This window comes from Allobosea sp. Leaf344 (assembly GCF_001426225.1).
Taxonomy (GTDB): domain Bacteria; phylum Pseudomonadota; class Alphaproteobacteria; order Rhizobiales; family Beijerinckiaceae; genus Allobosea.
On sequence record NZ_LMRT01000009.1, the window covers coordinates 265 to 25,597 of the forward strand.

Sequence of the window (25,333 nt, forward strand, 5' to 3'; positions counted from 1 at the left end):
ACGCGCGCGGGAGCTGCTGCCGGACGAGGACGATTGAGCGCAGGCAGGCCTCGCCCGCTGGCGGCATGAAGCCCCCGCCCGCTGGCGGCATGGCTGACCTCTTCCGCAGAGGCATGGCGCCAGCCGCGGCGATCCGCTATCGCCTGAACCAGGCTGGCGCCGTCGATGCGCGCCGGCCCCGTCGCAGGGAATGAGGCTGATGGCCGCCAGGACCGACCCGCTCGTCCATCTCGGTACGATCACCGGCGGCGAAGCCCGCGCGATCCTCGCCGCCAACCCGGTCATCCTGCTGCCCATGGGCAGCCAGGAGGATCAGGGCCCGCATGCGCCGATGGGCGATTATCTGCTCGCCGAGAAGATCGCCGAGCTGGCGGCGCTGCGCGCGACGAAGGCCGGCGTGCGCACCTTGGTCGCGCCGGTGCTGCCCTTCGGCGGGGCCGATTTCTTCGGCGCCATGCCCGGCGGCATCGCCCTCTCCCAGGCGACCCTGACATCGGTGATCGGCGAGATGGTCGCGAGCCTGCATCGCAACGGGCTGACCCGGCTGATCGTCCTCAACGGCCATGGCGGCAATGTCGAGCCGATCGCCGAGGTGGCGCGGGAGCTCTATCGCAGCCGGCGCATCCTGCTGCCGAGCCTCTATCTCTGGCGCATCGGCTTTGCGCTGCTGCCCGGCATCCTCGGAGCCGAGACCTCCGCGAAAGCGGCCGGTCACGGCGCCGATCCGCTGACCTCGATCGGCCTGCATCTCCTCCCCGAACTGATGCGCGAGGATCTGATTCCGGAGCAGCGGCCGCTGAAGCGGGACCCGGTGCTCGACCTGCCCTTCACCGGCCTGGGCACCGCCAGTTTCGAGGGCGCCGAGATCGCCATGCCCAATGGCTATGAGGACAGCTTCACCCTCGGCGTCGGCCAGGGCGACCCGAAGCTGAGCTCGGCCGAGACCGGCGCCGCGCTGACGGAGAGACTGACGGATCTCTGCGCGCGCTTCATCCGGCACTTCGCCGCCCGGGTGCCCGCCTGACCGCACCCCCCTTTCCAGCGCCCACCGGACCCGCGCCATGCCCGAGACCATCGTCGTCCTCGATCCCCTCGCACCGGAGCGCGCCGCAAGGCTGCGGGCCCTGCTGCCGCCGGGCTTCGTGCTGACCCATGGCACCGCCCGCGGCGACGAGCACCTCGCGCAGATCATCGCCGAGGCCGATTACGCGATCTCGGGCCAGGTCGGCGTCAGCGCCACGGTGCTGCGCGCGGCCCGCCGGTTGAAGCTGCTCCACAAATGGGGCGTCGGGGTCGATAATCTCGATCTCGAGGCGGCGCGGGCCTGCGGCATCGCGGTCGCCCGCACCGCCGGCAGCAATGCGCTGCCCGTCGCCGAATTCACCCTCGGCCTCACCCTCGCGGCGCTGCGCTACATCGCCTATGCCCATGCCGAGCTGAAACAGGGCGAATGGCGCGGCGGCCGCCTGCCGGGCGAGACCTTCATGCTCTCGGGCAAGACCGTCGGCATCGTCGGCTTCGGCGCCATCGGCCAGACTTTCGCCAGGCTGCTGCGCGGCTTCGGCTGCACCATCCTCTACAGCAAGCGCCACAGGCTGACGCCGGAGGAGGAAGCCGGCCATGGCGCGCGCTTCGCCGCCCTGCCGGAGCTGCTGGAGGCGGCCGATGTCGTCTCGCTGAACTGCCCGCTGACGGCGGAGACGACGGGGCTGATCGACAGCCGGGCCATCGCGCGGATGAAATCCACCGCCATCCTCGTCAACGTCGCCCGTGGCGGCGTGGTGGTCGAGGCGGACCTGATCGAGGCGCTGCAGACCCGGCGGATCGCGGGCGCGGCGATGGATGTCTTCTCGGTCGAGCCCCTGCCGGCCGATTCGCCGCTGCTGCGCCTCGACAATCTGGTGGTGACGCCGCATCTCGCCGCCATCGTCGCCGAGAATTTCGACAAGACGGTGCTGCAGATGTTCGGCAACATCCTGCGCGTCTCGCGCGGCGAACCCGTCCAGCCGCAGGACCGCGTGATCTGATGCAGAGCCATCCTCCAATCGACATCGCGGCGCTGCGTGCGCGGATGATCCCACCGACGCCGGAACTGGTGGCGCTGCTGGCGCCCGGCGGCGTTCTGCGCGCTGGCATCAACCTGTCGAATTTCCTGCTGGTCTCCGGGCGCGAAGCGGATGGCACGCCGGTCGGCGTCGCGCCCGACATGGCATGGGCGCTGGCCGCGCTGCTCGACCTGCCGGTCCACCATATCTGCTATGATTCGCCCGGGCTGGTGGCGGATGCGGCCGCAACCGACGCATGGGACGTCGCCCTGCTGGGTGCCGAGCCGCAGCGTGCCGCGGTGATCGGTTTCACATCGGCCTATACCGAGATCGAGGCGACCTATCTCGTACCGGCCGGATCTTCGCTGCGGACGCCGGCCGCCGTCGACGGCCCGGGCGTCCGCATCGCCGTCACCGACCGCACCGCCTATGGGCTCTGGCTCGACCGCCATATCCGCCAGGCCGAGCTGGTGCGAACGGGCACGATCGACGAAGCGGCGATGGTTTTCGCGGCCCGCGGGCTCGAGGCGCTGGCCGGGCTGCGGCCCAGGCTGGTGAAGGATCTCCTGGCCATGCCCGGCTCGATCCTGCTTCCGGGACGCTTCATGGCGGTCCAGCAGGCTCTGGGGACCCCGCTGCGCAAGGCGGCCGCGCAGCCCTTTCTGCAGGATTTCGTGACGGCGTCGATCGAGACCGGCTTCGTCGCGAAGCTCATCGCCCGTCACGGGATCGAGGGGCTGAGCGTGGCGCAACGCGCCTAGCCGGGGCGGGGGCGCCACCGGGCAGGGATACGCGCCGGCGGCATTGACAGTAGTGTAATGTTATAATGTATCACACGTTGGTGTCCGGCCGTTGGCCGGATTCGCCTTCAGGAGACCCCTATGTTCCGCTCGCCCCTCTCCCGCCGTGCCCTGCTCGCCGGGTCCCTCGCCGCGCCCTTCCTCCCCGGCCTCGCTCGCGCCGGGGCGGAGGACGATGTGCTGCGCGTCGTTGCGCCCTGGGAATACACCTCCGACGACCCCGCCGACATCGGCTATATCCTGACGCGCATGGGCATCGCCGAGACGCTGGTACAGGTCGAGCCGGACGGCCGACTGGTCGGCGGCGTCGCCGCGAGCTGGACCCTGTCGCAGGACAGGCTGACCTGGCGTTTTACCCTGCGCAAGGCGCTCTTCCATGACGGCACGCCGGTGATGGCCGAGGCCGTCGCCGCGAGCCTGAAGGCGGCCTTCATCGGCGAGAGCCTCTCCGCCGTGCCGATCGACCGGGTCTCGGTCGAAGCCGGGGAAGTCGTCATCCGCACCCGCACCCCGTTCAGCCTGCTGCCCGCCTTCCTCTGCGACTATGCCGCCGTGATCCTGGCGCCCTCCTCCTACGGAGCCGACGGCAAGGTCCGGCGCATCGTCGCCACCGGCCCCTACCGGCTGGTCTCGGTCGACGGCAAGACGACGCTGGAGTCGGAACGGTTCGACGGCCATTGGGCCGGCCGGCCCGCCATCGCCAGAACCCGCTATACCGCCGTGGTCAATGGCGACACGCGCGCCAATATCGCCATCGCCGGAGACGCCGACCTCGTCTACACCCTCGCGCCGACCGCCATCCCCCGCATCGATGCCGCGGGGCGGATGAAGGTCCGGAGCCTGACCATCCCGCGCGGCCGCGCCCTGTTCTTCGATTGCGGCCTGCCCCAGTTCGGCGACGTCCGGGTCCGCCGCGCGATCTCGCTCGCCGTCGATCGCGACGGCATAGCGCGTGCCATCCTGCGCCATCCCGATTCGCGCGCCACGCAGCTGCTGCCGCCGATCCTCGCCAGCTGGTACCGCAAGGACCTGCCGGCGCTCGGCCATGATCTGCCGGCGGCGCGGGCTCTTCTCGACGAGGCCGGCTGGCGCAGCGGAGCCGACGGCATAAGGAGCCGGGACGGCGTGCGCCTCGCGGCCAAGCTGCTGACGCTGGCCAACCGCCCGGAGCTGCCGGTCATGGCCTCGGCCCTGCAGGCCCAGCTGCGGCAGATCGGCATGGAGATCGTCATCGAGGTCGGGCCCGGCAACAGCGTTCCCGCCGCGATCAAGGACGGGACGATGCAGCTGACGCTGGTCTCGCGCACCTATGTCAACGTGCCTGAGCCGGTGGCGACGCTCATCCCCGATTTCACGCGCGAGCGATCGAATTGGGGCAGCGTACGCTGGGACGGACGCGACCGCATGCGCCAGCTGACGGACGCCTATGTCGCGAGCTTCGACGACGCCGAGAAGGACGGGCTGCGCGGGCGGATGATCCGCCTGCTCGCCGATGAGATGCCGGTCGTGCCGGTGTCCTGGTCTGAGCATTCCGTCGCCGTCTCCGGCCGCGTCGCTCAGGTCGCGATCGACCCTTATGAGGCGCGCTATCTCGTCGAGCGGATGAAGCTCGCGTGATCGGCCTGATCGGATCGCGGTTGAGCCAGGCGCTGCTGACCGCCTGGCTGCTCGCCAGCCTCTGCTTCGCCTTCGTCCATGCGCTGCCGGGCGATACCGCGCTGCGCATCGCGGCGGCGCGGCTCGGCGACGACCGCGTCACCGCCGAAGCGGCCGACCGGATCCGCAGGGAAGAGGGGCTGGATCGCCCGCTCTACCGGCAATATCTGAGTTGGCTCGGCCGGATCGCCAGCCTCGATCTCGGCCATTCCCTGGTCTCGCGCAGGCCGGTCTGGCAGGATCTCGCCTATCATGCCCGCTTCACCCTCGGGCTCGGCGCGCTCGGCTGGCTGCTCTCCTATCTGATCGCGCTGCCGCTCGGCATCGCCTGCGCCTTCCGGCCGGGCAAGGCGCTGGATCGCGCCACCAACGCCGCGGCGGTCGCGCTGGCCGCCATGCCGAGCTTCATGATCGGCATCGGCCTGATCTCGCTCTTCGCCCTGAGCCTGCGCTGGCTGCCGCCGGCCGGCCACCGCACCGGCGCGCATCTCGTCCTGCCGGCGCTGACCCTGGCCCTGGGGCTCGCCGCCTTCTCGGTCCGGATCATCCGCAACGCCGTGGTCGAGGTGCGCCAGGCCTTCTACATGACCTTCGCCCGCATCCGGGGCCGCTCGGCCGGCCAGGCCTTCCTGCATCACGGGCTGCGCAACGCCGCGATCCCGGTCGCCACCTTCGCGGCGCTGCAATTCGCCTATGTCGTCGACGGCTTCGTCATCGTCGAGACCCTGTTCAACTATCCCGGCCTGGGCGATCTTCTGGTCAAATCGCTGATCGCGCGCGACGTGCCGATGATCATGGCGGCGGGGCTGGTGATCGAACTGCTCTATGCCTGCGTCAATCTCGGCGCCGACATGATCTGCCTGGCGCTCGGCCCCCGTCATGCCGGCGGGAGCCCGACATGATCGGCGCGGCCCTCCGCCAGGATCGCAGGATCATGGCGCCGCTCGCTCTGCTCGCCGGGGTGACGATGCTGGTGATCCTGGCGCCGCTGCTGGCGCGGCAGGATCCGACCGCCCAGGATCTGCTGCTGGCGCTGGAGCCACCCTCGCTCGCCCATCCGCTCGGCACCGACCATCTCGGCCGCGACGTCGCGGCGCGGCTGGCCCATGGCGGGCTGCGCTCGCTCGGCCTGGCGCTGTCCTGCGTCGCCATCGCCACCGGCACGGGCCTCGCGCTGGGGCTGCTCGCCACCCAGGCCGGCCGCTGGGGGGACATGCTGATCATGCGGCTGGCCGATCTGATGCTGGCCTTCCCCGGCATCCTGCTCGCCCTGCTGATCGCCGGCTTTCTGGGCGGCGGCATCCTGCCGATGCTGATCGGCATCAAGCTGACGCTCTGGCCGCAATTCGCGCGGCTCGCCCGCGCCATCGCGCTGCGGGAGCTGGCGCAGCCCCATGTCGAAGCGGCGCGGCTCGCCGGGTTTCCGGCCTCGACCATCCTGCGCCGCCATGTCTTGCCGGCGGTGCTGCGCCAGACGATGACGCTGGCGACGCTGGGCTTGGGCGCGGCGATCATGTCGATCTCGGCGCTGGGCTTTCTCGGGCTCGGCCTGCAGCCGCCGACGCCGGAATGGGGCGCCATGATCAGCGAGACCCTGCCCTATATCGCGGAGGCGCCGGTGCAGATGGCGGCGCCCTGCCTCGCGATCTTCCTGACGGTGCTGGCCGCGACCCTGCTCGGGCAGGCGCTGACGGAGAGTCCCGGCTCCGGAGACCCGGAATGAGCGCCCCGGCCCTGCTCCTCTCCGGCCTGACGATCCGGGATGCGCGCGGCGACGCGCTGGTGGCGGATATCGACCTCGCTTTGCAGCCCGGCCGCGCCTCGCTGCTGATCGGCGAGACCGGCAGCGGCAAGAGCCTGATCGCCCAGGCGGTGATGGGGCTGCTGCCTCCGGGCTTTTCGGCCTCCGGGACGATCGCCATCAACGGCCACGATCCGGTACCCGCCAGCCAGTCCGGCCTGCTGCGGCTGTTCTGGGCGCGCGAGACCATGCTGCTGCCGCAGGAGCCGCGCGCCGCGCTCGACCCGACGATGCGCATCGGCCGGCAGCTCACCGCGCCGCAGCGGCCGATGGCGCTCACGCCCGGCGCGGCCCTGGCCGCCGTCGGCCTGGCGGCTGAGACGCGGCACGCCTTCCCCGGCGAGCTGTCCGGCGGCATGGCGCAGCGCGTGCTGATCGCGTCGGCGCTCGTCGGCAGCGCGCCGCTGCTGATCGCCGACGAGCCGACCAAGGGGCTGGATGCGGCCCGGATCGGACAGAGCCGGGCGCTGCTGGCCGATCTCGTGGCGCGTGGGCGCGCTTTGCTGGTCATCACCCATGACATCGCCCTGGCCCGCGCCTTCGAGGCGGATGTCGCCGTGCTGCACCAGGGCCGCATCGTCGAGCAGGGCCCGGTCAGCGAGGTGCTGGAAGCGCCCCGCCACCCCTATACCCGCGCCTGGCTCGAGGCCGATCCCGCGGGGTGGCGCCCCTGCCTGCGCTGCTGCGCCGTCGACGAGCCGGTCCTTGCCGCCCATGCGCTGCGCTTCGGATACCGCCGGCGGGCGCCGCTCTTCACCGATCTCGAGCTGCATGTTCCCGCCGGCGGCGTCCTGGCGGTGACGGGGCCGAGCGGCTGCGGCAAGTCGACGCTCGGCAACATCCTGCTCGGCCTGCAGAGACCCATCTCCGGCACCGTCTCCTGGCAGGGCATCGACCCCTATCGCAACCCTGCGGGCAGGGCCGCGCTGCGGCGCGCCTATCAGAAGCTCCACCAGGACCCGGCCTCGGTCTTCATGCCGCACCGGACGATCGGCCGGCATTTCGAGGATCTGGCCGAGGTGGTGCCGGATCTCGCTCTGGCGCGCGAGCTGCCGCCTCTGCTGGAGCGGCTGAAGCTCGACGAGCGGCTGCTCCTGCGCCATGCCGGCGCGATCTCGGGCGGCGAGGCGCAGCGTCTGGCGCTGGCCAGGATCCTGCTGCTGCGGCCCGCTCTGGTGATCGCCGACGAGCCGACCTCGCGGCTCGACCCGCTCGTGCAGCGCCAGACCATGCTGATGCTGCGCGACATCGTGATGGAAAGGCAGATCGGGCTGATCCTGATCGGCCATGACCGCAGCCTGCTGGCCGCGAGCGCCGACGAGATCCTCGACCTCTCCGCCTGACGCGCCGCCGCGGGAACCGCCGGCCCCGAAGCCGCGTTGCCTGAAGCGTCGCGGACAGAGGATTTCCCTTGAAGATCGAGGACTTTGAAGGCCGCAAGCCGGCCCTGCTGCTGGAGCGCTATTTCAGCGGCACCACGCTGGGCTGGGGCATCATGCAGAGCCGCTTCGGCGCGCTGCAGCGGCAGTTCCGGATCGAGGCGTCGGGTCGCTGGGACGAGCCCAGCCGCACCCTCAGCCTCACCGAGACCTATCATTTCGACGATGGCCAGATCGACAGGCTCGACTGGACGATCATGAAGCGCGACGACCATCGCTATGAGGGCCGCGAGACCAGGATCGAGGACGTCGCCCAGGGCGAGCAGGCCGGCAACGCCTATCATTGGCGCTACAGCCGCAGCGTCCCGGCCAAGGACGGCTCCGAGACGCTGCTCGGCTTCGACGACTGGTTCTGGCTGCAGGACGAGCGGACGCTGGTCGCCCGCGCTTCGGTGACCAAGCTCGGCATCGAGATCGCCACCCTCTCCGTCTTCTACCGGAAGGATTGACCATGAGCCTCCAGGCGATTCTTCCGGCCGCCAAAGCCGCTGCCAAGGCCGCGCTGCCGACCGCGTCGCGCCCGCTGCGGCTGCGCCGCGTGAAATCCGAGGATCTCGGCATCCGCCGCCGCAAGGCCGGCAAGGGCTTCACCTATCTCGACGAGAACGGCGCGCGCATCAGCGACGCCGAGACCTTGTCGCGGATCCGCTCGCTGGCGATCCCGCCCGCCTATCGCGATGTCCGGATCGCGGCCGATCCGCGGGCCCATCTCCAGGCGGTGGGGCTCGACGAGGCCGGCCGCATCCAGCATCGCTACCACCCGGAATGGGAGAAGGTGCGCGAGAAAAAGAAGCTCGCCCGCCTGCAGCGGCTGATCGACGGGCTACCGCGCATGCGCGCTGCGGTGGCGCGCGATCTGCGCGACCGGCATCTCTCGCGCACGAAAGCCCTCGCCTGTGCGGCGAGCATCATCGACAGCTGTCATATCCGGGTCGGCAACGAGACCTATGCCAAGACCAATGGCAGCCACGGCGCCTCGACCCTGCTGAAGCGGCACGTAAAGGTCACCGGCGACCGGATCGAATTGTCGTTCCGCGGCAAGGCGGGCAAGGACATCGCCTGCGCACATAGCGATCCGAGGCTGGCGCGCGCGCTGACGCGTCTCGCCACTCTGCCCGGTCCTCGCCTGTTCCAGTATCGCCGCGAGGATGGCAGCGTCGCCGCCATCACCGCCGGCGAGATCAACGCCTATCTCAAGAGCGTTTCCGGCCTGCCGATCAGCAGCAAGGATCTGCGCATGCTGGCCGCCAACGCCGCAGCGGCGGAGCTCCTGCTGGCCGGCGAGGCCGCGACCACGGAGCCGGGCCGCAAGCGCCAGCTGGCCGAAATCATGCGGGCGATCTCGGAGCGGCTGGTGAACACGCCGACCGTGGTGCGCAAGAGCTATGTCCATGCGATCGTCGTGGCCTCCTATGCCAGCGGCAAGCTGCAGCGCTGCTTCCAGAAGGCCCGCGCCCGGGCCGGCTGCTCGCGCATCGAGCGGGCGCTCGGCCTGCTGGCGCGCTGACGCGCCGCGTCGCGGCCCGTGACGGCGGCCAAATCCGCGCCGCCTTTCGTCGACGCCTCGATAAAGCTTTACCCCCTTTCGGCACAAAGCCGCCGCCGGGACGTTGCCTCCATTCCAGCCATGCAAGCAGGAACGGAGGAGGTCGCCATGACCAGCCGCGATCACGACAACCGGAGCTACAAGCAGAAGGGCCAGGATGACGGTCCTTCACGGGGCACGCAGGGCGAAGGCCACCAGTCGCCCCAGAGCGAAGAGAGCCGCAATGACGGCACCAGCTCGCAGAATGGCGGCGGCGACGGCGCCGGCGGTGCGCCGCGCCAGCAGGGTCAGGGCCAGGCCAACAAGGACGCCGGCACCCGCCAACAGAACCGCGGCCACGGATAGGAGAGCATCATGTCGGATCAGAGCAGACGCGACGAGCAGGACGACAAGACACCCCTGCAGCAATCGATGGAGAAGGCCCTGGAATTGAAGCAGGCCGCCCCGCCGGCCGCCAAGATCCCCGAGGATCGGACGGCCCATCAGGGCGGCATCACCAAAGCCCAGGTCGACAGCACCGATACTTATCCCGGCCGCGAGGGAACCCATACGGAAAACCTCAGCCGCAGCCATGGCGCCCGCGTCGGCGACACCGGCAAGACGACCGGCCCGGGCAAATCCTGACCGCCCGGTCCCGGTCTCAGGCCTGGCCGCCGAGGATGGCGGCCAGGCTCTCTCCCGCCAGCGCGCCGCCACCGACCTCGCCGCGTGAAAAGACCGTTCGTCCCTCCGGCATCGAAAGCGGCACCGGCTCCTCTCCGAAATTGACGATCACCGACCAGATCCGGCCGTCGCCGAGCCGCCAGCCGGCGCGGACCGCCTTGTCGCCCAGCGCCTCGGCGCCGAGGCTGGTGGCACCGGCCAGTCCGGGCACCAGATGCTGTCTGCGCAGCGCCAGCAGCTCGGCATAGAAATCCTCCCAGATCGCGGCCCCGTCGCGGCAGGGCTCGGGACGCGATCGCGCGAAGCTCTGCGGATCATTCGGATCGGGAATGCGGTCGCGCACGGCGGGATCGCCGAAGGCTGCGAACTCCGCGAACTCGTTGCGCCGCCCTTCGCGCACCGCATCCGCCAGCGCATCGTGATAATCGGTGAAGAACAGGAAGGGCGAGGCGGAGCCGACCTCCTCCCCCATGAACAGCATCGGGATGGCGGGCGTCAGCAGCAGCAGCGCCGTTGCCAGCTTGACCGGCTCCGGTCGGCACAGAGCCGTCAGCCGGTCGCCGAAGGCGCGGTTGCCGATCTGGTCGTGGTTCTGCACGAAATTGATGAAGCTCGTGGGCGGCAGATGCCCGCTCGGCTGGCCGCGGGACCGGCCGCGATGCCGCGAGAGATCGCCCTGATAGACGAAGCCCTCCGCCAGCGAGCGCGCCAGCTTCTCCGCAGGCCGCTCGGCGAAGCCGGCATAGTAGGATTCGCTCTCGCCGGTCAGCAGCACATGCAGGCAATGATGGAAATCATCGTTCCACTGCGCGTCGAAGCCGGATTCCAGCAGGCCGGCATCGTTGTTCTCGTTTTCCACGACGAGATGGACATGCCGGCCGGGACCCGCCTCCGCCCGGATCTCCCGCGCCAGCTCGAGCAGGAAGTCGCGGCTGCCGATCTCGTGGACCGCATCGAAGCGCAGCCCGTCGAGACGGTAGTCGCGCACCCACATCAGCGCGTTCTCGATGAAATAATCCCTGACATGGCGGTTCTCGAAATCGATCGCCGCGCCCCAGGGCGTGTGGATGTCCTCGCGAAAGGCCGCGGGCGCATAGAGATGGAGATAGGCCCCTTCCGGCCCGAAATGATTATAGACCACGTCGAGGAAGACGCAGATCCCCAGGCTGTGCGCCGCCTCGACCAGACGCTTCAGATCCTCGGGCGTGCCATAGGCCTCGTCCGGCGCGAAGGGCAGGACGCCGTCATAGCCCCAGTTGCGGCGGCCCGGAAAATCGGCGATCGGCATCAGCTGCACCGCGGTGACGCCGAGCTCGGCCAGGCGCGGCAGCTCGGCCGCGATGCCGGAAAATCCGCCCGCCAACCCGGCATGCAGCTCGTAGATCACCATCTCCGGCCATGGCCGGCCGGACCAGCCGCGATCCTGCCAGCGATGCGCGTCATGGTCGACGAGCACGCTCCAACCATGCACGTCGCCGCTCTGCGCCCGCGAGGCGGGATCGGGAACGGCCGTGCCGTCGGGCAGCAGGAACCTGTAGCGCCGGCTCTCCGGCTCGCAGGCGAGGGAAAACCAGCCTTCCGCCATCGGCATCATCGCCCGGGGCGCCGCCCCTTCGATCGCGAGCGAGACCGAACTCAGCCCCGGAGCCCAGAGACGAAACCTCACCCGGCCATCCGCCAGGAATTCCGGGCCGAAATGCGCAGCGCGCCGGGCCGGCATCGTCTCAACGGGAAGGGACACGTCTCATCTCCGGGCGGGTCGATCGTCGCCAGCGCAACCCGCTCGCGCCGGCCGCTGTTCCCGCCCTCCTGCGCTGCACAAAGCCGCGGGAACAAGAGGCACCGCCTCAGGTTCAGCAACCGCCGCGACAGGCGGCGCCAACCGAGCTGAACCATGCCGACATCGCAGCCCCAGCCCAGCGCCCCGGTGGCCCTGCGCGCGAGCTATCGCCTGCAATTCCACAAGGATTTTCCCTTCGCGGAGGGGGCGGCACTGGCTCCCTATCTGGCGCGGCTCGGGATCAGCCATGTCTATACCTCGCCCATCCTGACCGCCCGCCGCGGCTCCCTGCATGGCTACGACGTCATCGCCTATGACGCGGTCAATCCCGAGCTCGGCGGCGAGGAGGCGTTCCGCGCCATGGCCGCGGCCCTGCGCCGGCACGAGATCGGGATCGTCCTCGACATCGTCCCCAACCATGTCGCGGTCGGCGGCGACGACAATGCGATGTGGCTGGACCTGCTGCGGCTCGGGCCCGCCAGCCGCTATGCCGGCTGGTTCGACGTGGATTTCGACAGCGCCGACCCCGTGCTGAAGGGCAAGGTCCACGCCCCCTTCCTCGGCGAACCGCTGCAGGCCGTGCTGGCGCAGGGCGGCCTCGCGCTGGAGAAGGGACAAGGCGAGACGGGTTATGCCCTGCGCTACGGCGACAACCTCTTCCCGATCCGGCCCGAGGACCAGGCCGGGATCGACGGGCAGGGGCAGGACGCCTTCCGCGATCCGGCCGCGTTGCGGGCGCTGCTCGCACGCCAGAACTTCGTGCTCGACCATTGGCGCAATGCCGGCGACCGCATCAATTGGCGGCGCTTCTTCGACGTCACCCAGCTCGGCGCGGTGCGGATGGACGAGCCGGCGGCTTTCGCGGCCGCCCATGCGATCCCGCTGCGCCTCTATGAGGAGGGGCTGATCGACGGGCTGCGGATCGACCATATCGACGGGCTCGCCGACCCCGCCCGCTATTGCAGGGAGCTGCGCCTCGAGCTCGATGCGCGCCAGCCCCGCCGCCCCGAGGACGCCGCTCCCGGCCGCGCCTTGCTGCTGGTCGAGAAGATTCTCGCGGCGGGTGAGGAGCTGCCCGATTGGGACGTCGACGGCACCACCGGCTATGATTTCATGAACGAGGTCTCGGCGCTGCAGCATCTCGAAGCCGCTGCGCAGCCTCTGGCGCGGAGCTGGGCCGGGATCAGCGGCCGCAGCCCGAGCTTCGCGGATGAGGAGGTCGCGGCCCGCCGCGAGATCCTGGAGCATGGCTTCGACGGCCAGCGGGAATGGCTGGTCGCGGCGCTGGCCGAACTGGCCGCGGCGGAGCGGCCGGACGCGACCATCACCCGCGCCGCGCTGAGGCGTGGCCTGACCGATGTGCTGGTGCATCTGCGCGTCTATCGCAGCTATGTCACCGGCGAGAAAGACGAGGCGGCGCTGGAGCCGGCGCTGGACAAGGCCCTGGCGGCAGCGCTTGCCCAGCCCTATGCCGATCGGCAGGCGCTGACCTTGCTGCGCGAGATGCTGGCCGGGCCGGTCTCCGCCGCCAGCGCGGGGCTGCGAAGCGGGCTGATCCGGCGCTTCCACCAGCTCAGTGCGCCGCTGGCCGCCAAGGCGGTGGAGGACACGGCCTTCTATCGCTATGGCCGCCTGCTCTCGCGCAACGATGTCGGCTTCGACCCCGCGGAATTCGCGATGAGCCCCGGAGAATTCCACGAGAGGATGCGCCGGCGGGCCGCGGATTGGCCGCGCGCGCTGCTGGCGACCGCGACCCATGATCACAAGCGTGGCGAGGATCTGCGGGCGCGGCTCGCGGTGATCAGCGAGATGCCCCAGGAATGGGACGAGGCCGTGCGCGAATGGCGCGGGCTGAACCAGGCGTTGCGGCCGCAGGCGCTGGCGGCGGGCGATGAATACATGCTCTACCAGACCCTGCTCGGGGCCTGGCCGCTGGAGCTCGATCCGGGCGATGGCGCCGGCTTGCGGATGCTGGCGGAGCGCGTCGGCGGCTGGTGGCGCAAGGCCCTGCGCGAGGCCAAGCTGCACAGCGGCTGGGCGATGCCGGACGAGGATTACGAGGCGCAGGCGCAGGGCTTCCTGGAGGCGCTGCTCGACCCCGCCCGCTCCGAGGCGTTCCTGGCGTCGCTATACCGGCTGCAGAACCGGATCGCCCCGGCCGGAGCGCTCAACGGCATCGTCCAGATGGCGCTGAAATGCACCTTGCCCGGCGCGCCAGACATCTATCAGGGCACGGAATTCTGGGATTTCAGCCTGGTCGACCCGGATAACCGGCGCCCGGTGGATTATGCCGCGCGGGAGACCGCTCTGGCGGAGGATGCGCCGCTGGCCGAGCTTTGCCGATCCTGGCGCGACGGCCGGGTCAAGCAACGCCTGCTGCGCGATCTGCTGCAATTGCGTAGGCAGGAGCCGGCGCTCTTCGCCGCCGGACGCTACGAGCCCGTCACGGTGACCGGCGAGGGAACGGGCAATATCCTGGCCTTCCTGCGACGCCATCAGGGCCGCGCCGTCCTCGTCTGCGCGGTGATCCATGCCGAGACGGGGATGTGCGACGCCGATGCGATCGCGCCGCAACCGGAATGGTGGGCCGATACGCAACTCGTGCGGCCCGCCGGTCTGCGGGATCTGCAGCCCGTGATCGGCGCCGCCCTGGGCGAGGGCGACATCCTGGTCGGGACGGCGCTCGGCAGCTGCCCGGTCGGCGTCTGGCGCGGCGCCTGCTGAGGGAATCGCAGATCGGCGCCATCGGAACCGGCTTCGCAGCGTCCGGTTATTCGCTGTGTCATGAAAGGAGACCCGTAATGAACCGCGAGAAGATCGTCCGCGACAAGGCCTACGCCATCTGGGAGGCCGAAGGCCGGCCGGAAGGGCGCGATTCCGACCATTGGCAGCGCGCCGAGCAGCAGCTGGCGGCGGATGAAAAGAAGGCGGGCGCCAAATCCTCTGCCAAGACCTCGGCCAAGACTGCGGACAAGAGTTCGGGCAAGAGCGCCGGGAAGGCGTCGGGCAAGGCCTCGGCGAAGGCCTCGGGCAGCTCGGCGGACGCCAAAGCCGGCGCAGGCGAGGCCGCGGCCGAAAAGCCGCCCGCGAAAGCCGCCGCGACCAAGGTCGGCCCGGGCAAATCCAGCACGAGCAAGTCCGGCGCGAGCAAGGTCAGCGCGAGCAAGTCCGGTTCGGACAAATCCGGCTCCGGCACGGCCAAATCCGCCGCCGGGACGGCCCGCAGCTCGACTCCGCGCAAGAGCAGCTAGTCCGCGCAAAGCAGCGCCGCCGGTCAGGAACACGCGAGCGCGCGACACGTTGAAGCTCCGCGGCAGGTGATGTGAAGCTTCGGCGGCAGAAGGTGCGGAATGGCCCGCCGCCTCGCCCCGGCCTGTCCGGGGATGATGCGACGATGCTCGACAGGACGAAGACGGCGACCTACGCGGTGGAGGCTGGCCACCCGCACGATCTCGGTGCGACCTATGATGGCGAGGGGACCAATTTCGCCCTGTTTTCCGCCTGGGCGGATTCCGTGGATCTCTGCCTGTTCGACGAGAGCGGCACCACCGAAATCGCCCGCATCCCGCTGCCCGAATACACCAACGAGATCTGGCACGGCTATCTGCCCGGCGTGAAGCCGGGGCAGCTCTATGGCTACCGTGTCCATGGCCGCTTCGCCCCCGAGGAGGGCCACCGCTTCAACCCCAACAAGCTGCTGCTCGATCCCTATGCCCGCGACTTCGCCGGCGACCTGAGCTGGAACGCGGCGCATTACGGCTATGAGCAGGATGCCGAGACCGATCGCGATCTCAGCTTCAACACGCTCGACAGCGCGCCCTTCATGCCGAAATGCGTCGTCACCGACATGGCGTCGGAGCGCGCGCCGCCGCCCGGTCCCCGCATCCCCTGGGACCGCACCATCTTCTACGAGACCCATGTGCGCGGCTTTACCAAGCTGCACCCCGCGGTGCCCGAGCCGATGCGCGGCACCTTCGACGGCCTCGGCGAGCAGGCGATCGTCGATTACATCAAGAGCCTGGGGGTGACCTCGGTCGAGCTTCTCCCGGTCCACGCCTTCTGCGACGATCACCACCTGCTCGAGAAGGGCCTCAACAATTACTGGGGCTACAACACCATCGGCTTCTTCGCGCCGAAGACCCGCTACAAGGGTCGCGCCGGCCTGCGCTCCTTCCGCGACATGGTTCGCCGCTTCCACGATGCCGGGCTCGAGGTGATCCTCGACGTGGTCTACAACCACACCGCCGAAGGCAATGAGCTGGGCCCGACCCTGTCCTTCAAGGGCATCGACAATTTCTCCTATTACAGGACGATGCCGGACGAGCCGCGCTTCTACATCAACGACACCGGCACCGGGAACACCGTCAACACCAGCCATCCGCGGGTCCTGCAGATGATCCTGGATTCGCTGCGCTACTGGGTCGAGGTCATGGAGGTCGACGGGTTCCGCTTCGATCTCGGCACGATTCTGGGGCGCGAGCCGCATGGGTTCGACCAGCGCGGCGGCTTCTTCGACGCGATCGGCCAGGACCCCGTGCTGCGCCGCGTCAAGCTGATCGGCGAGCCCTGGGACATCGGCCCCGGCGGCTACCAGGTCGGCGGCTTCCCGCCTGGCTGGGCCGAGTGGAACGACAAGTACCGCGATACGATCCGCGCCTATTGGAAGAGCGAGGAAGGGGTGGTTCGCGATCTCGCCGCCCGCATCACCGGCTCGGGGGATGTCTATGATCTGCGTGGGCGCCGGCCCTGGGCGACGGTCAACTTCATTACCGCCCATGACGGCTTCTGCCTCAACGATCTCGTCTCCTACAACGAGAAGCACAACGATGCGAATGGCGAGGACAACAAGGACGGACACGGCCACAACCTCTCCTTCAATTTCGGTGTGGAGGGGCCGACCGAGGATGGCGGCATCATCGCCGCCCGCGAGCGCCAGAAGCGCAATCTGCTGGCGACGCTGCTGCTCTCGCACGGCACGCCGATGCTGCTCGCCGGCGACGAGCTCGGCCATACCCAGAACGGCAACAACAACGTCTATTGCCAGGATAACGAGCTCTCCTGGATCAATTGGGACAAGCTGACCGGGCGGGACAAGGCGCTGACCAATTTCGTCAGGCGCGTGGCCAAGCTGCGGGCGGACCATCCGATCTTCCGCCGCGCCAGCTTCCGCGACGGCTGCCTGCTGCGCTGGGTCAACCCGGCCGGCGGCGAGCAGCAGGAGGAGCATTGGGACGATCCCGGCCTGCGCGCCATCGGCCTGCTGCTGCACATGCCCGATGTCGATGTCGGCGGCGACGAGGCGCTGATCCTGTTCAACAGCTTCGACGGCGAGGTGCCGTTCAAGCTGCCGCCCCGGGTCAAGGCCGGCCGCTGGTCGGTGGTGCTCGATACCGAGACGGGGCCGCAATCGGATGAGGGCCGCAAGGGGCTGGAGGCGGACGATGTCCTGAACCTGGTCCCGCGTTCGCTGATCGTCCTGATGTAGCAGCGGGTTGACGCCGGCTTCGCACCGGCCGAGCCTTCCGGGCGGCAGCGGATCATCCGCGCCCCCCGGGAGGCCCGAATGGCGATCTTCGAAATGCGCACCTACACCATCAGGGTCGGGCTGCTGCAGGATTATCTGAACCTCTACCACGCGGAAGGGCACGCGATTCACTGCCGCTTCCTCGGTCCCTCCGTCGCCTGGTTCTGCTCGGAGGTGGGGGAGCTGAACCAGGTCATCATGATCTGGCGCTATGACAGCCATCAGGACCGGGAAGAGCGCCGCGAGCGCCTCTATGCCGATCCCGGCTGGCTCGCCTTCATCCCCAAGACGCGCGCCTTCATCGAGCGCATGGAAAACCGCATCGTGAAACCGGCCTTCTTCTCGCCGCTGCAATGATGCGCCGGGGCGCCCTGCCCCTGCTCAGCCGCCGCGCGCCTGGCGGATCGCATGCCAGATCCGCGCGGGCGTCGCCGGCATGTCGAGATGGCGCACGCCGAGCGGGCGCAGCGCGTCGAGGATCGCGTGCATCACCGTCTGCGGCGCGCCGATGCAGCCGGCCTGGCCGCTGCCCTTGACGCCGAGCGGGTTCGACCGCGTCGGGATCTCCACCATGGCGAGCTCGAAATCCGGCAGGTCGGCGGCACGCGGCATCGCGTAATCCATGAAGCTCGCGCTCAGCAGCTGGCCGGAATCGGCATCATAGGCCGCCTCCTCCATCAGCGCCTGGCCCAGCCCCTGGGCGAGCCCGCCATGCACCTGCGCCTCCGTCAGCAACGGGTTCACCAGCGTGCCGTAATCATCGACGGCGACATAGCGCAGCACGTTGACCAGCCCGGTCTCGGGATCGACCTCGACCTCCGCCACCTGGGCGCCGTTCGGAAAGGTCATCAGATCGCAGCGATGATCGCCATGGCTGGACAGGGGCGCGCCGCTGCTCTCCCGCACATGCGCCGCCACGGCCAGGAGCCCGATTTCCCGCAGCGGCTCCTCCCGAGAGACGAAGCGACCGGCCTCGAAGCGCAGCGCCTCCGGCCTCACCTGCAGCAGCTGCGCCGCGACCGGCAGCGCCTTCGCGAGCAGGTCCTCCGCGGCCAGCACCAGCGCCCCGCCGCCGAGATGCAGGGAGCGCGCCCCGCCATGCCCGCCGCCGCGCGGCACACGCTGCGTATCGGCCTGCACCAGCCTGAAGGCGTCGACCGAAAGCCCCAGCCGCGCCGCCAGCACCTGGGCGAAGCTGGTCTCGTGGCCCTGCCCGTTCGACTGGGTGCCGACCGCCATCTCGATCGTGCCATCGGCCTGCACCGTCAGCCAGGCCTCCTCGTTCGGCGGCCCGCGCGAGGTTTCGAGAAAGCAGCCTATGCCGAAACCGCGCAGCCGCCCGCGCTTGCGCGCCTGCCGGCGGCGTGCCGGAAAGCCCGCCTGGTCCGCCGCCGCGAGCACCCGGTCGAGATTGCCCGAAAAATCCCCGCAATCGATCGTGATGCCGAAGGCGCTGCGATACGGAAAACTCGTGATGAAATTCAGCTTGCGCAGCGCCGCCGGGTCGCGCTTCAGCCGGTGCGCGGCCTCGTCGACCAGCCGCTCCAGCAGATAATTCGCCTCGGGCTTGCCGGCGCCGCGATAGGCGTCGATCGGCGCGGTGTTGGTGAACACGCCGGTGACCTCCATGCGGATCGCCGGAATCGCATAGAGCCCGCCCATCGCATTGGCGGCGGCGTTGGTGGCGCTGCCCGGCCCGAGCGAGGAGACATAGGCGCCGACATTGCCGAGCGTCTGCATGGACAGCGCCAGAAAGCGCCCCTTCCGGTCGATAGCCAGGCTGGCGGTGGTGAGATTGTCGCGGGCATGAGCCCCGCCGGTGAACTCCTCGATCCTGTCCGCCACCCAGCGGACCGGCCGGCCGAGCTGACGGGCCGCCCACAGGACCAGCGCATATTCCGGATAGGTGACGTTCTTCATGCCGAAGCCGCCGCCGACGTCGGGGCTGGAGACATGCAGGCGGTGGAGCGGCAGGCGGAACACCCCCTGCGCCAGCTCCTGCCGGATCGCATGGACGGAAGCCGCCGAGATCGCGAGATGATAGGTCGCCGTCGCCGGATCGAAGCGGCCGATCGCGACCCGGGGCTCGAGGGCCGCCGCGACGATCCGGTTGTTGACCAGATCGAGCGTGACGATCTCGTCGGCCACGGCGAAAGCATCGGCGACCGCCTGCGCATCGCCGCGCTCGTAGCGATAGGCGATGTTGCCTTGCGCCTGGCTCCAGAGCTGCGGCGCGCCCGGCGCCGCGGCGGCGGCGAGATCGGTGACCGCGGGCAGGATGTCGTAATCGACGATGATCGCCTCGCAGGCGAGGCGGGCCGCATCGGCGCTCTCCGCCACCACGAAGGCGACGCCGTCGCCGACATGGCGCACATGCCCGCCGGCCAGCACCGGCCGTTCCGGCACGTGGAGAGGCGCGCCTGTGCTCAGCGCCAGCGATGTCGGCATCGGGCCGAGCGCGGCGATATCGGCATGGCTGTAGATCGCGACCACGCCCGGCAGGCCGGCGGCGGCCTCGGAATCGATCGCGACGATCCGGGCATGGGCATGGGGCGAGCGCAGCACAGCCGCATGCAGCATGCCGTCGGCGGGGCGATCATCGAGATAATCGCCGGCGCCCGTCAGGAAGCGGTGGTCCTCGCGCCGCCTCAGCGAGCGCGGATCGTCGAAGGGCGCGCCTGGCGGCGCCTGCTGCGGGACCAAATCGCCGTCACTCATGCCTGCCTGCCCCGCTGCGTTCGCTGACGCCTTCTGTCATGCCCTATTCGTAGGGCGGAGCAACAGACATGCCGGCATGGGAAGCGTGCGCTTTTGCCTTGAACCGCCGCCAGAGCCTGGGTGACAATCGCGCCCGACGCTGGCAGATGCTCGCGTGACGCGTCACGAGATCCCCGAGGCTCCGCCGGACATGCCTGTTGCCGCCAGCCCCCGCCTGCTCCGCTGCGGCGATGCGGCCATCTCGGTCGAATTCGGCAGCACCACCGATCCCGCCCTCAACGCGCAGGTGCTGGCGCTCGATGCGGCTCTGGCGGCGGAGCCGGTCGCGGGGGTGATCGAGACCGTGCCGACCTATCGCTCGCTGCTCGTCCAGCTCGACCCGCTGCGCACCGATTTCGCGGCGCTGGAGGCGCATATCCTGTCGCTCTGCGCCCGGCCCCCGGCGCAGCGGCCGCAGCCCCGGCGCTGGCTCGTGCCGGTCGTCTTCGGCGGCGATTTCGGCATGGATCTCGCCGATCTCGCCGTGCGCCACGCGATGAGTGTGGAGGCGCTGGTCGCGCGCTTCTGCGAGGCGACCTATCATGTCGCGATGATCGGCTTCATGCCCGGCTTCGCCTATCTCGGCGGGCTCGATCCGCAGCTCGCCACGCCGCGCCGGCTGCAGCCGCGCATGCGCGTGCCCGCCCAGTCGATCTCGATCGGCGGCGCCCAGGCGGCGATCATGACGGTGGAAGGTCCGAGCGGCTGGCACATGATGGGCCGCACCCCGATGCGCGCCTTCCTGCCCGGCCTCGACCCGGTGTTCCTCTACGAGCCCGGCGACGAGATCCGCTTCGAGCCGATCGCCGAGGAGGCCTGGAACGGGCTCGATGCCCGCGCCGCCGCGGGCGAGCCGGTGGCGCGGCTGGAGCGGCTATGACGAAGCTAATCGTCAGATCCTGCGGCCCCGCGACCTCGATCCAGGATCGCGGCCGCTTCCTCTATCAGCGCTACGGGGTCTCGCCCGCCGGCGCGATGGACAGGCTGTTCCTCGCCGCCGCCAACCTCCTCGTCGGCGCGGCGCCGGACGCGGCGGCGATCGAACTCGGCCTCGGCGGCGCGCGCTTCACGGCGGAAGGCACGCTGCTGGTGGCGCTGGCCGGTCCGTCCTGCAGCCTGAGCGTCGACGGGCAGAAGATCGCGCCCTTCACCGCCGCCCGCGCCGAGGCGGGCGCGGAGATCGTGGCCAGGATCGATCCCGGCGCGGCCTATGCCTATCTCGCGCTGGAAGGCGGGCTCGCCACGGCGCCCGACATGGGCAGCCGCTCGATGCATCGCCGCTCCGGCATCGGCGGCGCGCCACTCGCCCCGGGAACGCGCCTGCCTGCGCAGGGCGGCGGGCCCGAACCCCTGGCCTTCGTCGAGCCGCCACGCCATGAGACGGGGCCGATCCGAATCCTGCCGGGCCCGCAGGATGATTTCTTCCCGCCGGAGGCGCTGGCGACCCTGTGCGGTGAAGGCTACCGGCTGAGCGCCCAGGCCGATCGCATGGGCGTCAGGCTGGAGGGGCCGGTGCTGGCGCATCGCGACGGCTACAACATCGTCTCCGACGGCATCGTGGACGGGTCGATCCAGGTGCCCGGAGACGGCCAGCCGATCGTGCTGCTGCGCGACCGGCAGACGACCGGCGGCTATCCCAAGATCGCCACCATTATCAGCGCCGATATTGGCCGTTTCGCCCAGATACCGCCGGGGGAGCCGGTCCGCTTCGCCATCGTCACGCTGGACGAGGCGATCGCCGCGGCGGCGCGGCTGGACGCGCGGATCGAGGGGCTCGTCGGCGCCTGCCAGCCCCTGGCCGCGCCCTTGACCAGCGAAAGGCTGCTCGCCCTCAACCTGATCGGCGGCGTGACGAGCGCGCAGCCGGCCGATTGAGCCAGGCTAGCCGGCGGCTCCGTGGCGCCGCACCGTGACGCCCGCCGCTTCGAGCCTCTGGCGCAGCAGCCGTGCCAGCGCGACGGATTGCGGATTGTCGCCATGGACGCAGACGGAATCGATGCCGACCTCGAGCCTCCGGCCGCTCGTCGTGGTCACCGCCCCCTCCTCCACCATGCGCAGCACATGCGCGGCCGCGGCCTCCGGATCGTGGATGACGGCTCCGGGCAGCGAGCGGTCGGTCAGGTTGAAGCTGTCGTCATAGGTCCGGTCCGCATAGATCTCGCGGAAATGCGCCAGGCCGAGCTTCTGCGCCGCCCGCTCCGTCGCCATCCCCGGCATCACCAGGAACAGCGCGTCGGGCGCCGCCGCCTTGATGCCGCGCCCGACGGCGAGCGCCAGCGCATCGTCCTCGGCGCAGATATTGCCGAGCGCGCCATGCGTCTTCACATGCGTCATGGGATAGCCGACCAGCGACGCCATCGCCTGGAAGGCCCCGACCTGATAGGCGACGAGGTTCTCCACCTCCCGCGTCGTCAGCCCGGGCAGGCGCCGCCGGCCGAAGCCGATCAGATCGGCGAAGCCGGGATGGGCGCCGATGCCGACGCCGCGCGCGCGCGCCAGCTCCGCCGTCTTGCGCATGATCTCGGGATCGCCGGCATGGAAGCCGCAGGCGACATTGGCCGATGTGACGATGTCGAGCATCGCCGCGTCGTCGCCCATGGTCCAGGGGCCGAAGCTTTCGCCGAGATCGGCGTTCAGGTCGATATTCATGGCGTGATCCGAAGGCTGGCGGCCGGTCCGCCCCGCCTAGCCTATCGTCGCCGCCATGGCGAGCACAACGCGCGGCAATGGCTCTCCTCTATTTGCCCCAGCGCAGCGCCAGCGGATCGAGCTCGCGGGCCAGCTCGATCAGCCCCTTGCGGGTCTCGGGGTGCAGCGGCGTCAGCGGGTGGCGCACCGCCTCGCTCCTGATCACGCCGCCCTCCTTCATCACCGCCTTGGCCGAGCGCAGCCCGCATTGCCGGTTCTCGTAATTGATGATCGGCAGCACTTTGGCATAGAGCGCCATCGCCTGCTTGCGGTCGCCCGCGAAATAGGCGGTCAGGATCGGCTTGATCAGGTCGGGGATCATCGCGCTGGTCATCGTGCCGGTGGCGCCGGCGTCGAGATCGGCCATCAGCGTGATCGCCTCCTCGCCGTCGAAGGGCCCCGCCACGGCCGCGCCGCCGGCCTCGATCAGCGCCCGCAGCTTGCCGGCCGTGCCGGGCACCTCGATCTTGAAATAGCGGACGAGCGGAACCTCCTTCGCCAGCCTCACCATGAAGGCGACGCTCAGCGTCACGCCCGACAGCGGCGCATCCTGCAGGATGATCGGCAGGCCGCAGGCATCCGCCACCTGCTTGAAATGCTCGATCATCCCCTGCTCGTCGGCCTTGAGCAGCGCCCCGTGATAGGGCGGCATCATCATCAGCATCTTCGCCCCGGCATCGGCCGCGGCCTTGGCGCGTTCGGCGGCGATCCGTGTCGAGAAATGCGAGGTGGTGACGATCACGGGCACGCGCCCGGCCACCTGCTCGAGCGACAGCCGCATCACCTGGTGCCGCTCCGCATCGGTCAGCAGGAACTGCTCGGAGAAATTGGCGAGGATGCAGATCGCGTCGACGCCCTGGTCGACCATCAGATCCATCACCCGGCGGTTGCCGTCGAGATCGAGGTCGCCATTCTCATGGAACACGGTCGGGGCGATCGGCAGGATGCCCCTATAGGCTTCACTCATGGTTTCCTCGCTTGGTCCTCGGTCGTCTATCCATCGGCCGGGCCGACACAGCCTTTCGATCTCGCTCGCGACCGGTGCCGTCAAGAGCCGACCCCCGCGCGCCATCAGGACCGCGATCTGCCCCAGCGTGAATCGCTCGCGCGGTTCGTTCAGGCGGCGCGCGTGACCTCCCGGCCGCGCAGGCGGCGGATGGCCATACCGATCAGCGGCGCGAACAGCAGCACCAGCCCGATCGCCATCAGCGTCGAGACCAGCGGATTGGACCAGAAGATCGACAGCGAGCCCTGGCTGAAGATCATCGACTGGCGGAAGGCGTCCTCGGCCTTGTCGCCGATCACCATGGCGAGCACCAGCGGCGCGATCGGGTAATCGAGCTTCTTGAAGACATAGCCGACGAGGCCGAACAGCAGGGCGAGCCAGATGTCGAAGACCTTGCTGCCGACGGTGAAGGCGCCGGTGAAACAGACCAGCACGATGATCGGCCCGATGATCGCGAAGGGGATGCGCAGGATCGAGGCGAAGAGCGGCACCGTCGCCAGCACCACGATCACCGCGACAACATTGCCGAGATACATCGAGGCGATCAGCCCCCAGACGAAATCCGGCCGGTCGGTGAACAGGGTCGGGCCCGGGTTGAGCCCCCAGATCATCAGCCCGCCCATCATCACCGCGGCGGTGGCCGAGCCGGGGATCCCCAGCGCCAGCATCGGCAGCATGGCGGCGGAGCCCGCGGCATGATCGGCCGTTTCGGGCGCGATCACGCCCTCCGGCTCGCCCTTGCCGAAGCGTTCCGGGCTGCGCGAGGAGCGCTTGGCCATGGCATAGCTCATGAAGGAGGCGGCGGTCGGCCCGCCGGGCGTGATCCCCATCCAGATGCCGATCAGGCTGGAGCGCAGCAGCGCGAACCAGTAGCGCGGCATCTTCGCGGCGGTGGAAAGCACGTCGCGCACCCGCACCTTGGCCGCGACCCCGTCGAATTTGAGCCCCTCCTCCATGGTCTGCAGCAATTCGCCGATGCCGAACAGGCCGATCACCGCGATCAGGAAGCTGATCCCGCCGAGCAAGATGTCGAAATCATAGGTCAGGCGGATATTGCCGGAGACCGAATCCATCCCGACCGAGGTCAGCGCGAAGCCGATGCCCATGGAGACGATGGTCTTGAAGGGGGAGGCGCCGCCGAGCCCGATGAAACTGGCGAAGGTCATGAAATAGACCGCGAAATACTCCGGCGAGGAGAAGCGCAGGGCGAAGCTCGCGACCCAGCCCGACAGCAGCGTGATCAGCACGACACCGGCCATCGCGCCGAAGCCGGCCGAGAGGAAGGCGAAGGACAGTGCCTCCGTCGCCCGGCCCTGCTTGGCCATGGGATGCCCGTCGAAGGTGGTCGCGACCGAGGAGGGTTCGCCCGGGATGTTGAACAGGATCGAGGTGGTCGAGCCGCCGAACAGCGCGCCCCAATAGAGCGAGGTCAGAAGGATGATCGCCGAGACCGGGTCCATGCTGAAGGTCAGCGGCAGCATCAGCGAGACGCCATTGGGCGCGCCGAGCCCCGGCAGCACGCCGACCAGGATGCCGAGCAGCACGCCGGCCATCATCAGCAGGATGTGGTGGGTGGTGAGCGCGACGGAAAAGCCGTGCATCAGGGAGGCGACATTGTCCATCGGGCG

General features: G+C 69.6%; 22 protein-coding genes. 17 read left to right on the forward strand and 5 right to left on the reverse strand.

From position 1 onward, the window contains the following. The first annotated feature begins 199 nt into the window (after positions 1-199). The 11 genes from ASG72_RS06080 to ASG72_RS06130 all read left to right on the forward strand — a co-directional run bounded on the left by ASG72_RS06080 (position 200) and on the right by ASG72_RS06130 (position 9,911). Positions 200-1,024: a creatininase family protein gene (locus ASG72_RS06080; protein ID WP_056710971.1), complete on the forward strand. Its 825-nt coding sequence runs from the start codon at positions 200-202 to the stop codon at positions 1,022-1,024. 37 nt (positions 1,025-1,061) lie between these two features. Continuing rightward, positions 1,062-2,027: a 2-hydroxyacid dehydrogenase gene (locus tag ASG72_RS06085; protein ID WP_056710181.1), complete on the forward strand. Its 966-nt coding sequence runs from the start codon at positions 1,062-1,064 to the stop codon at positions 2,025-2,027. Next, a complete protein-coding gene (locus tag ASG72_RS06090) occupies positions 2,027-2,806 on the forward strand; it encodes a transporter substrate-binding domain-containing protein (protein ID WP_200939904.1) in 780 nt (259 codons plus the stop codon). Before ASG72_RS06085 ends, ASG72_RS06090 begins: the two co-directional genes overlap by 1 nt. A 120-nt stretch (positions 2,807-2,926) precedes the next feature. After that, a complete protein-coding gene (locus tag ASG72_RS06095) occupies positions 2,927-4,462 on the forward strand; it encodes an ABC transporter substrate-binding protein (RefSeq protein ID WP_056710183.1) in 1,536 nt (511 codons plus the stop codon). Beyond that, the gene (locus tag ASG72_RS06100) at positions 4,459-5,403 is read left to right on the forward strand and encodes an ABC transporter permease (RefSeq protein ID WP_056710185.1); all 945 of its coding nucleotides are present in this window, start codon (positions 4,459-4,461) and stop codon (positions 5,401-5,403) included. Before ASG72_RS06095 ends, ASG72_RS06100 begins: the two co-directional genes overlap by 4 nt. After that, entirely contained in the window at positions 5,400-6,224 is an 825-nt protein-coding gene (locus ASG72_RS06105) for an ABC transporter permease (protein WP_056710187.1), read from the forward strand. The genes ASG72_RS06100 and ASG72_RS06105 overlap by 4 nt, the downstream gene beginning before the upstream one ends. Then, positions 6,221-7,645, forward strand: coding sequence for an ATP-binding cassette domain-containing protein (locus ASG72_RS06110; RefSeq protein ID WP_056710188.1), 1,425 nt, complete (start codon positions 6,221-6,223; stop codon positions 7,643-7,645). The genes ASG72_RS06105 and ASG72_RS06110 overlap by 4 nt, the downstream gene beginning before the upstream one ends. Positions 7,646-7,713: 68 nt before the next feature. Beyond that, positions 7,714-8,190: a DUF3833 family protein gene (locus ASG72_RS06115; RefSeq protein ID WP_056710190.1), complete on the forward strand. Its 477-nt coding sequence runs from the start codon at positions 7,714-7,716 to the stop codon at positions 8,188-8,190. Between the two features lie 2 nt (positions 8,191-8,192). Next, a complete protein-coding gene (locus tag ASG72_RS06120; protein WP_056710192.1) occupies positions 8,193-9,248 on the forward strand; it encodes a DNA topoisomerase IB in 1,056 nt (351 codons plus the stop codon). 147 nt (positions 9,249-9,395) lie between these two features. After that, positions 9,396-9,632, forward strand: coding sequence for a hypothetical protein (locus tag ASG72_RS06125; RefSeq protein ID WP_056710194.1), 237 nt, complete (start codon positions 9,396-9,398; stop codon positions 9,630-9,632). 9 nt (positions 9,633-9,641) lie between these two features. Continuing rightward, complete coding sequence (locus ASG72_RS06130; protein WP_056710196.1) at positions 9,642-9,911, forward strand: hypothetical protein; 270 nt, start codon at positions 9,642-9,644, stop codon at positions 9,909-9,911. Positions 9,912-9,927: 16 nt separating this feature from the next. On the opposite strand, the gene treZ is transcribed toward ASG72_RS06130, so the two are convergent. After that, a complete protein-coding gene (gene treZ, locus ASG72_RS06135; RefSeq protein WP_244488724.1) occupies positions 9,928-11,691 on the reverse strand; it encodes a malto-oligosyltrehalose trehalohydrolase in 1,764 nt (587 codons plus the stop codon). A 153-nt stretch (positions 11,692-11,844) separates the two neighbouring features. Between treZ and treY the strand changes: the two genes are divergently transcribed. From treY to ASG72_RS06155, 4 genes are all read left to right on the forward strand, one after another. Beyond that, positions 11,845-14,454 carry a malto-oligosyltrehalose synthase gene (gene treY / locus ASG72_RS06140; RefSeq protein ID WP_082540133.1) on the forward strand — a complete coding sequence of 870 codons (2,610 nt, stop codon included), beginning with the start codon at positions 11,845-11,847 and terminating at the stop codon, positions 14,452-14,454. Between the two features lie 77 nt (positions 14,455-14,531). Then, a complete protein-coding gene (locus ASG72_RS20265) occupies positions 14,532-14,981 on the forward strand; it encodes a DUF2934 domain-containing protein (RefSeq protein WP_056710202.1) in 450 nt (149 codons plus the stop codon). A 143-nt stretch (positions 14,982-15,124) separates the two neighbouring features. Continuing rightward, positions 15,125-17,215 carry a glycogen debranching protein GlgX gene (gene glgX, locus ASG72_RS06150; protein ID WP_056710205.1) on the forward strand — a complete coding sequence of 697 codons (2,091 nt, stop codon included), beginning with the start codon at positions 15,125-15,127 and terminating at the stop codon, positions 17,213-17,215. Between the two features lie 78 nt (positions 17,216-17,293). Beyond that, on the forward strand, positions 17,294-17,611 hold the full coding sequence (locus ASG72_RS06155) for an NIPSNAP family protein (protein WP_056710207.1): 318 nt from the start codon (positions 17,294-17,296) through the stop codon (positions 17,609-17,611). Between the two features lie 24 nt (positions 17,612-17,635). Here the strand turns inward: ASG72_RS06155 and ASG72_RS06160 are convergent, their stop codons facing one another. Beyond that, a complete protein-coding gene (locus tag ASG72_RS06160) occupies positions 17,636-19,972 on the reverse strand; it encodes a xanthine dehydrogenase family protein molybdopterin-binding subunit (protein WP_082540135.1) in 2,337 nt (778 codons plus the stop codon). A 190-nt stretch (positions 19,973-20,162) separates the two neighbouring features. On the opposite strand from ASG72_RS06160, the gene ASG72_RS06165 reads away from it, so the two are divergent. Both ASG72_RS06165 and ASG72_RS06170 read left to right on the forward strand, forming a co-directional pair. Continuing rightward, positions 20,163-20,891, forward strand: coding sequence for an allophanate hydrolase subunit 1 (locus tag ASG72_RS06165; RefSeq protein ID WP_056710210.1), 729 nt, complete (start codon positions 20,163-20,165; stop codon positions 20,889-20,891). Then, positions 20,888-21,886 carry a biotin-dependent carboxyltransferase family protein gene (locus ASG72_RS06170; protein ID WP_056710212.1) on the forward strand — a complete coding sequence of 333 codons (999 nt, stop codon included), beginning with the start codon at positions 20,888-20,890 and terminating at the stop codon, positions 21,884-21,886. The genes ASG72_RS06165 and ASG72_RS06170 overlap by 4 nt, the downstream gene beginning before the upstream one ends. Before the next feature lie 6 nt (positions 21,887-21,892). On the opposite strand, the gene ASG72_RS06175 is transcribed toward ASG72_RS06170, so the two are convergent. From ASG72_RS06175 to ASG72_RS06185, 3 genes are all read right to left on the reverse strand, one after another. Then, the gene (locus ASG72_RS06175) at positions 21,893-22,660 is read right to left on the reverse strand and encodes a 5-oxoprolinase subunit PxpA (RefSeq protein ID WP_056710214.1); all 768 of its coding nucleotides are present in this window, start codon (positions 22,658-22,660) and stop codon (positions 21,893-21,895) included. A gap of 88 nt (positions 22,661-22,748) precedes the next feature. Next, a complete protein-coding gene (locus ASG72_RS06180; protein ID WP_056710216.1) occupies positions 22,749-23,666 on the reverse strand; it encodes a dihydrodipicolinate synthase family protein in 918 nt (305 codons plus the stop codon). A 149-nt stretch (positions 23,667-23,815) separates the two neighbouring features. Continuing rightward, on the reverse strand, positions 23,816-25,327 hold the full coding sequence (locus ASG72_RS06185) for a tripartite tricarboxylate transporter permease (RefSeq protein WP_056710218.1): 1,512 nt from the start codon (positions 25,325-25,327) through the stop codon (positions 23,816-23,818). Between the last annotated feature and the right edge of the window lie 6 nt (positions 25,328-25,333).

Coding starts and splice junctions, on each gene's coding strand:
- ASG72_RS06080 (WP_056710971.1), top strand. CDS start 200: ATGGCCGCCAGGACCGACCCGCTCGTCCATCTCGGTACGATCACCGGC.
- ASG72_RS06085 (WP_056710181.1), top strand. CDS start 1,062: ATGCCCGAGACCATCGTCGTCCTCGATCCCCTCGCACCGGAGCGCGCC.
- ASG72_RS06090 (WP_200939904.1), top strand. CDS start 2,027: ATGCAGAGCCATCCTCCAATCGACATCGCGGCGCTGCGTGCGCGGATG.
- ASG72_RS06095 (WP_056710183.1), top strand. CDS start 2,927: ATGTTCCGCTCGCCCCTCTCCCGCCGTGCCCTGCTCGCCGGGTCCCTC.
- ASG72_RS06105 (WP_056710187.1), top strand. CDS start 5,400: ATGATCGGCGCGGCCCTCCGCCAGGATCGCAGGATCATGGCGCCGCTC.
- ASG72_RS06110 (WP_056710188.1), top strand. CDS start 6,221: ATGAGCGCCCCGGCCCTGCTCCTCTCCGGCCTGACGATCCGGGATGCG.
- ASG72_RS06120 (WP_056710192.1), top strand. CDS start 8,193: ATGAGCCTCCAGGCGATTCTTCCGGCCGCCAAAGCCGCTGCCAAGGCC.
- ASG72_RS06125 (WP_056710194.1), top strand. CDS start 9,396: ATGACCAGCCGCGATCACGACAACCGGAGCTACAAGCAGAAGGGCCAG.
- ASG72_RS06130 (WP_056710196.1), top strand. CDS start 9,642: ATGTCGGATCAGAGCAGACGCGACGAGCAGGACGACAAGACACCCCTG.
- treY (WP_082540133.1), top strand. CDS start 11,845: ATGCCGACATCGCAGCCCCAGCCCAGCGCCCCGGTGGCCCTGCGCGCG.
- ASG72_RS20265 (WP_056710202.1), top strand. CDS start 14,532: ATGAACCGCGAGAAGATCGTCCGCGACAAGGCCTACGCCATCTGGGAG.
- glgX (WP_056710205.1), top strand. CDS start 15,125: ATGCTCGACAGGACGAAGACGGCGACCTACGCGGTGGAGGCTGGCCAC.
- ASG72_RS06155 (WP_056710207.1), top strand. CDS start 17,294: ATGGCGATCTTCGAAATGCGCACCTACACCATCAGGGTCGGGCTGCTG.
- ASG72_RS06160 (WP_082540135.1), bottom strand. CDS start 19,972: ATGAGTGACGGCGATTTGGTCCCGCAGCAGGCGCCGCCAGGCGCGCCC.
- ASG72_RS06165 (WP_056710210.1), top strand. CDS start 20,163: ATGCCTGTTGCCGCCAGCCCCCGCCTGCTCCGCTGCGGCGATGCGGCC.
- ASG72_RS06170 (WP_056710212.1), top strand. CDS start 20,888: ATGACGAAGCTAATCGTCAGATCCTGCGGCCCCGCGACCTCGATCCAG.
- ASG72_RS06175 (WP_056710214.1), bottom strand. CDS start 22,660: ATGAATATCGACCTGAACGCCGATCTCGGCGAAAGCTTCGGCCCCTGG.
- ASG72_RS06180 (WP_056710216.1), bottom strand. CDS start 23,666: ATGAGTGAAGCCTATAGGGGCATCCTGCCGATCGCCCCGACCGTGTTC.
- ASG72_RS06185 (WP_056710218.1), bottom strand. CDS start 25,327: ATGGACAATGTCGCCTCCCTGATGCACGGCTTTTCCGTCGCGCTCACC.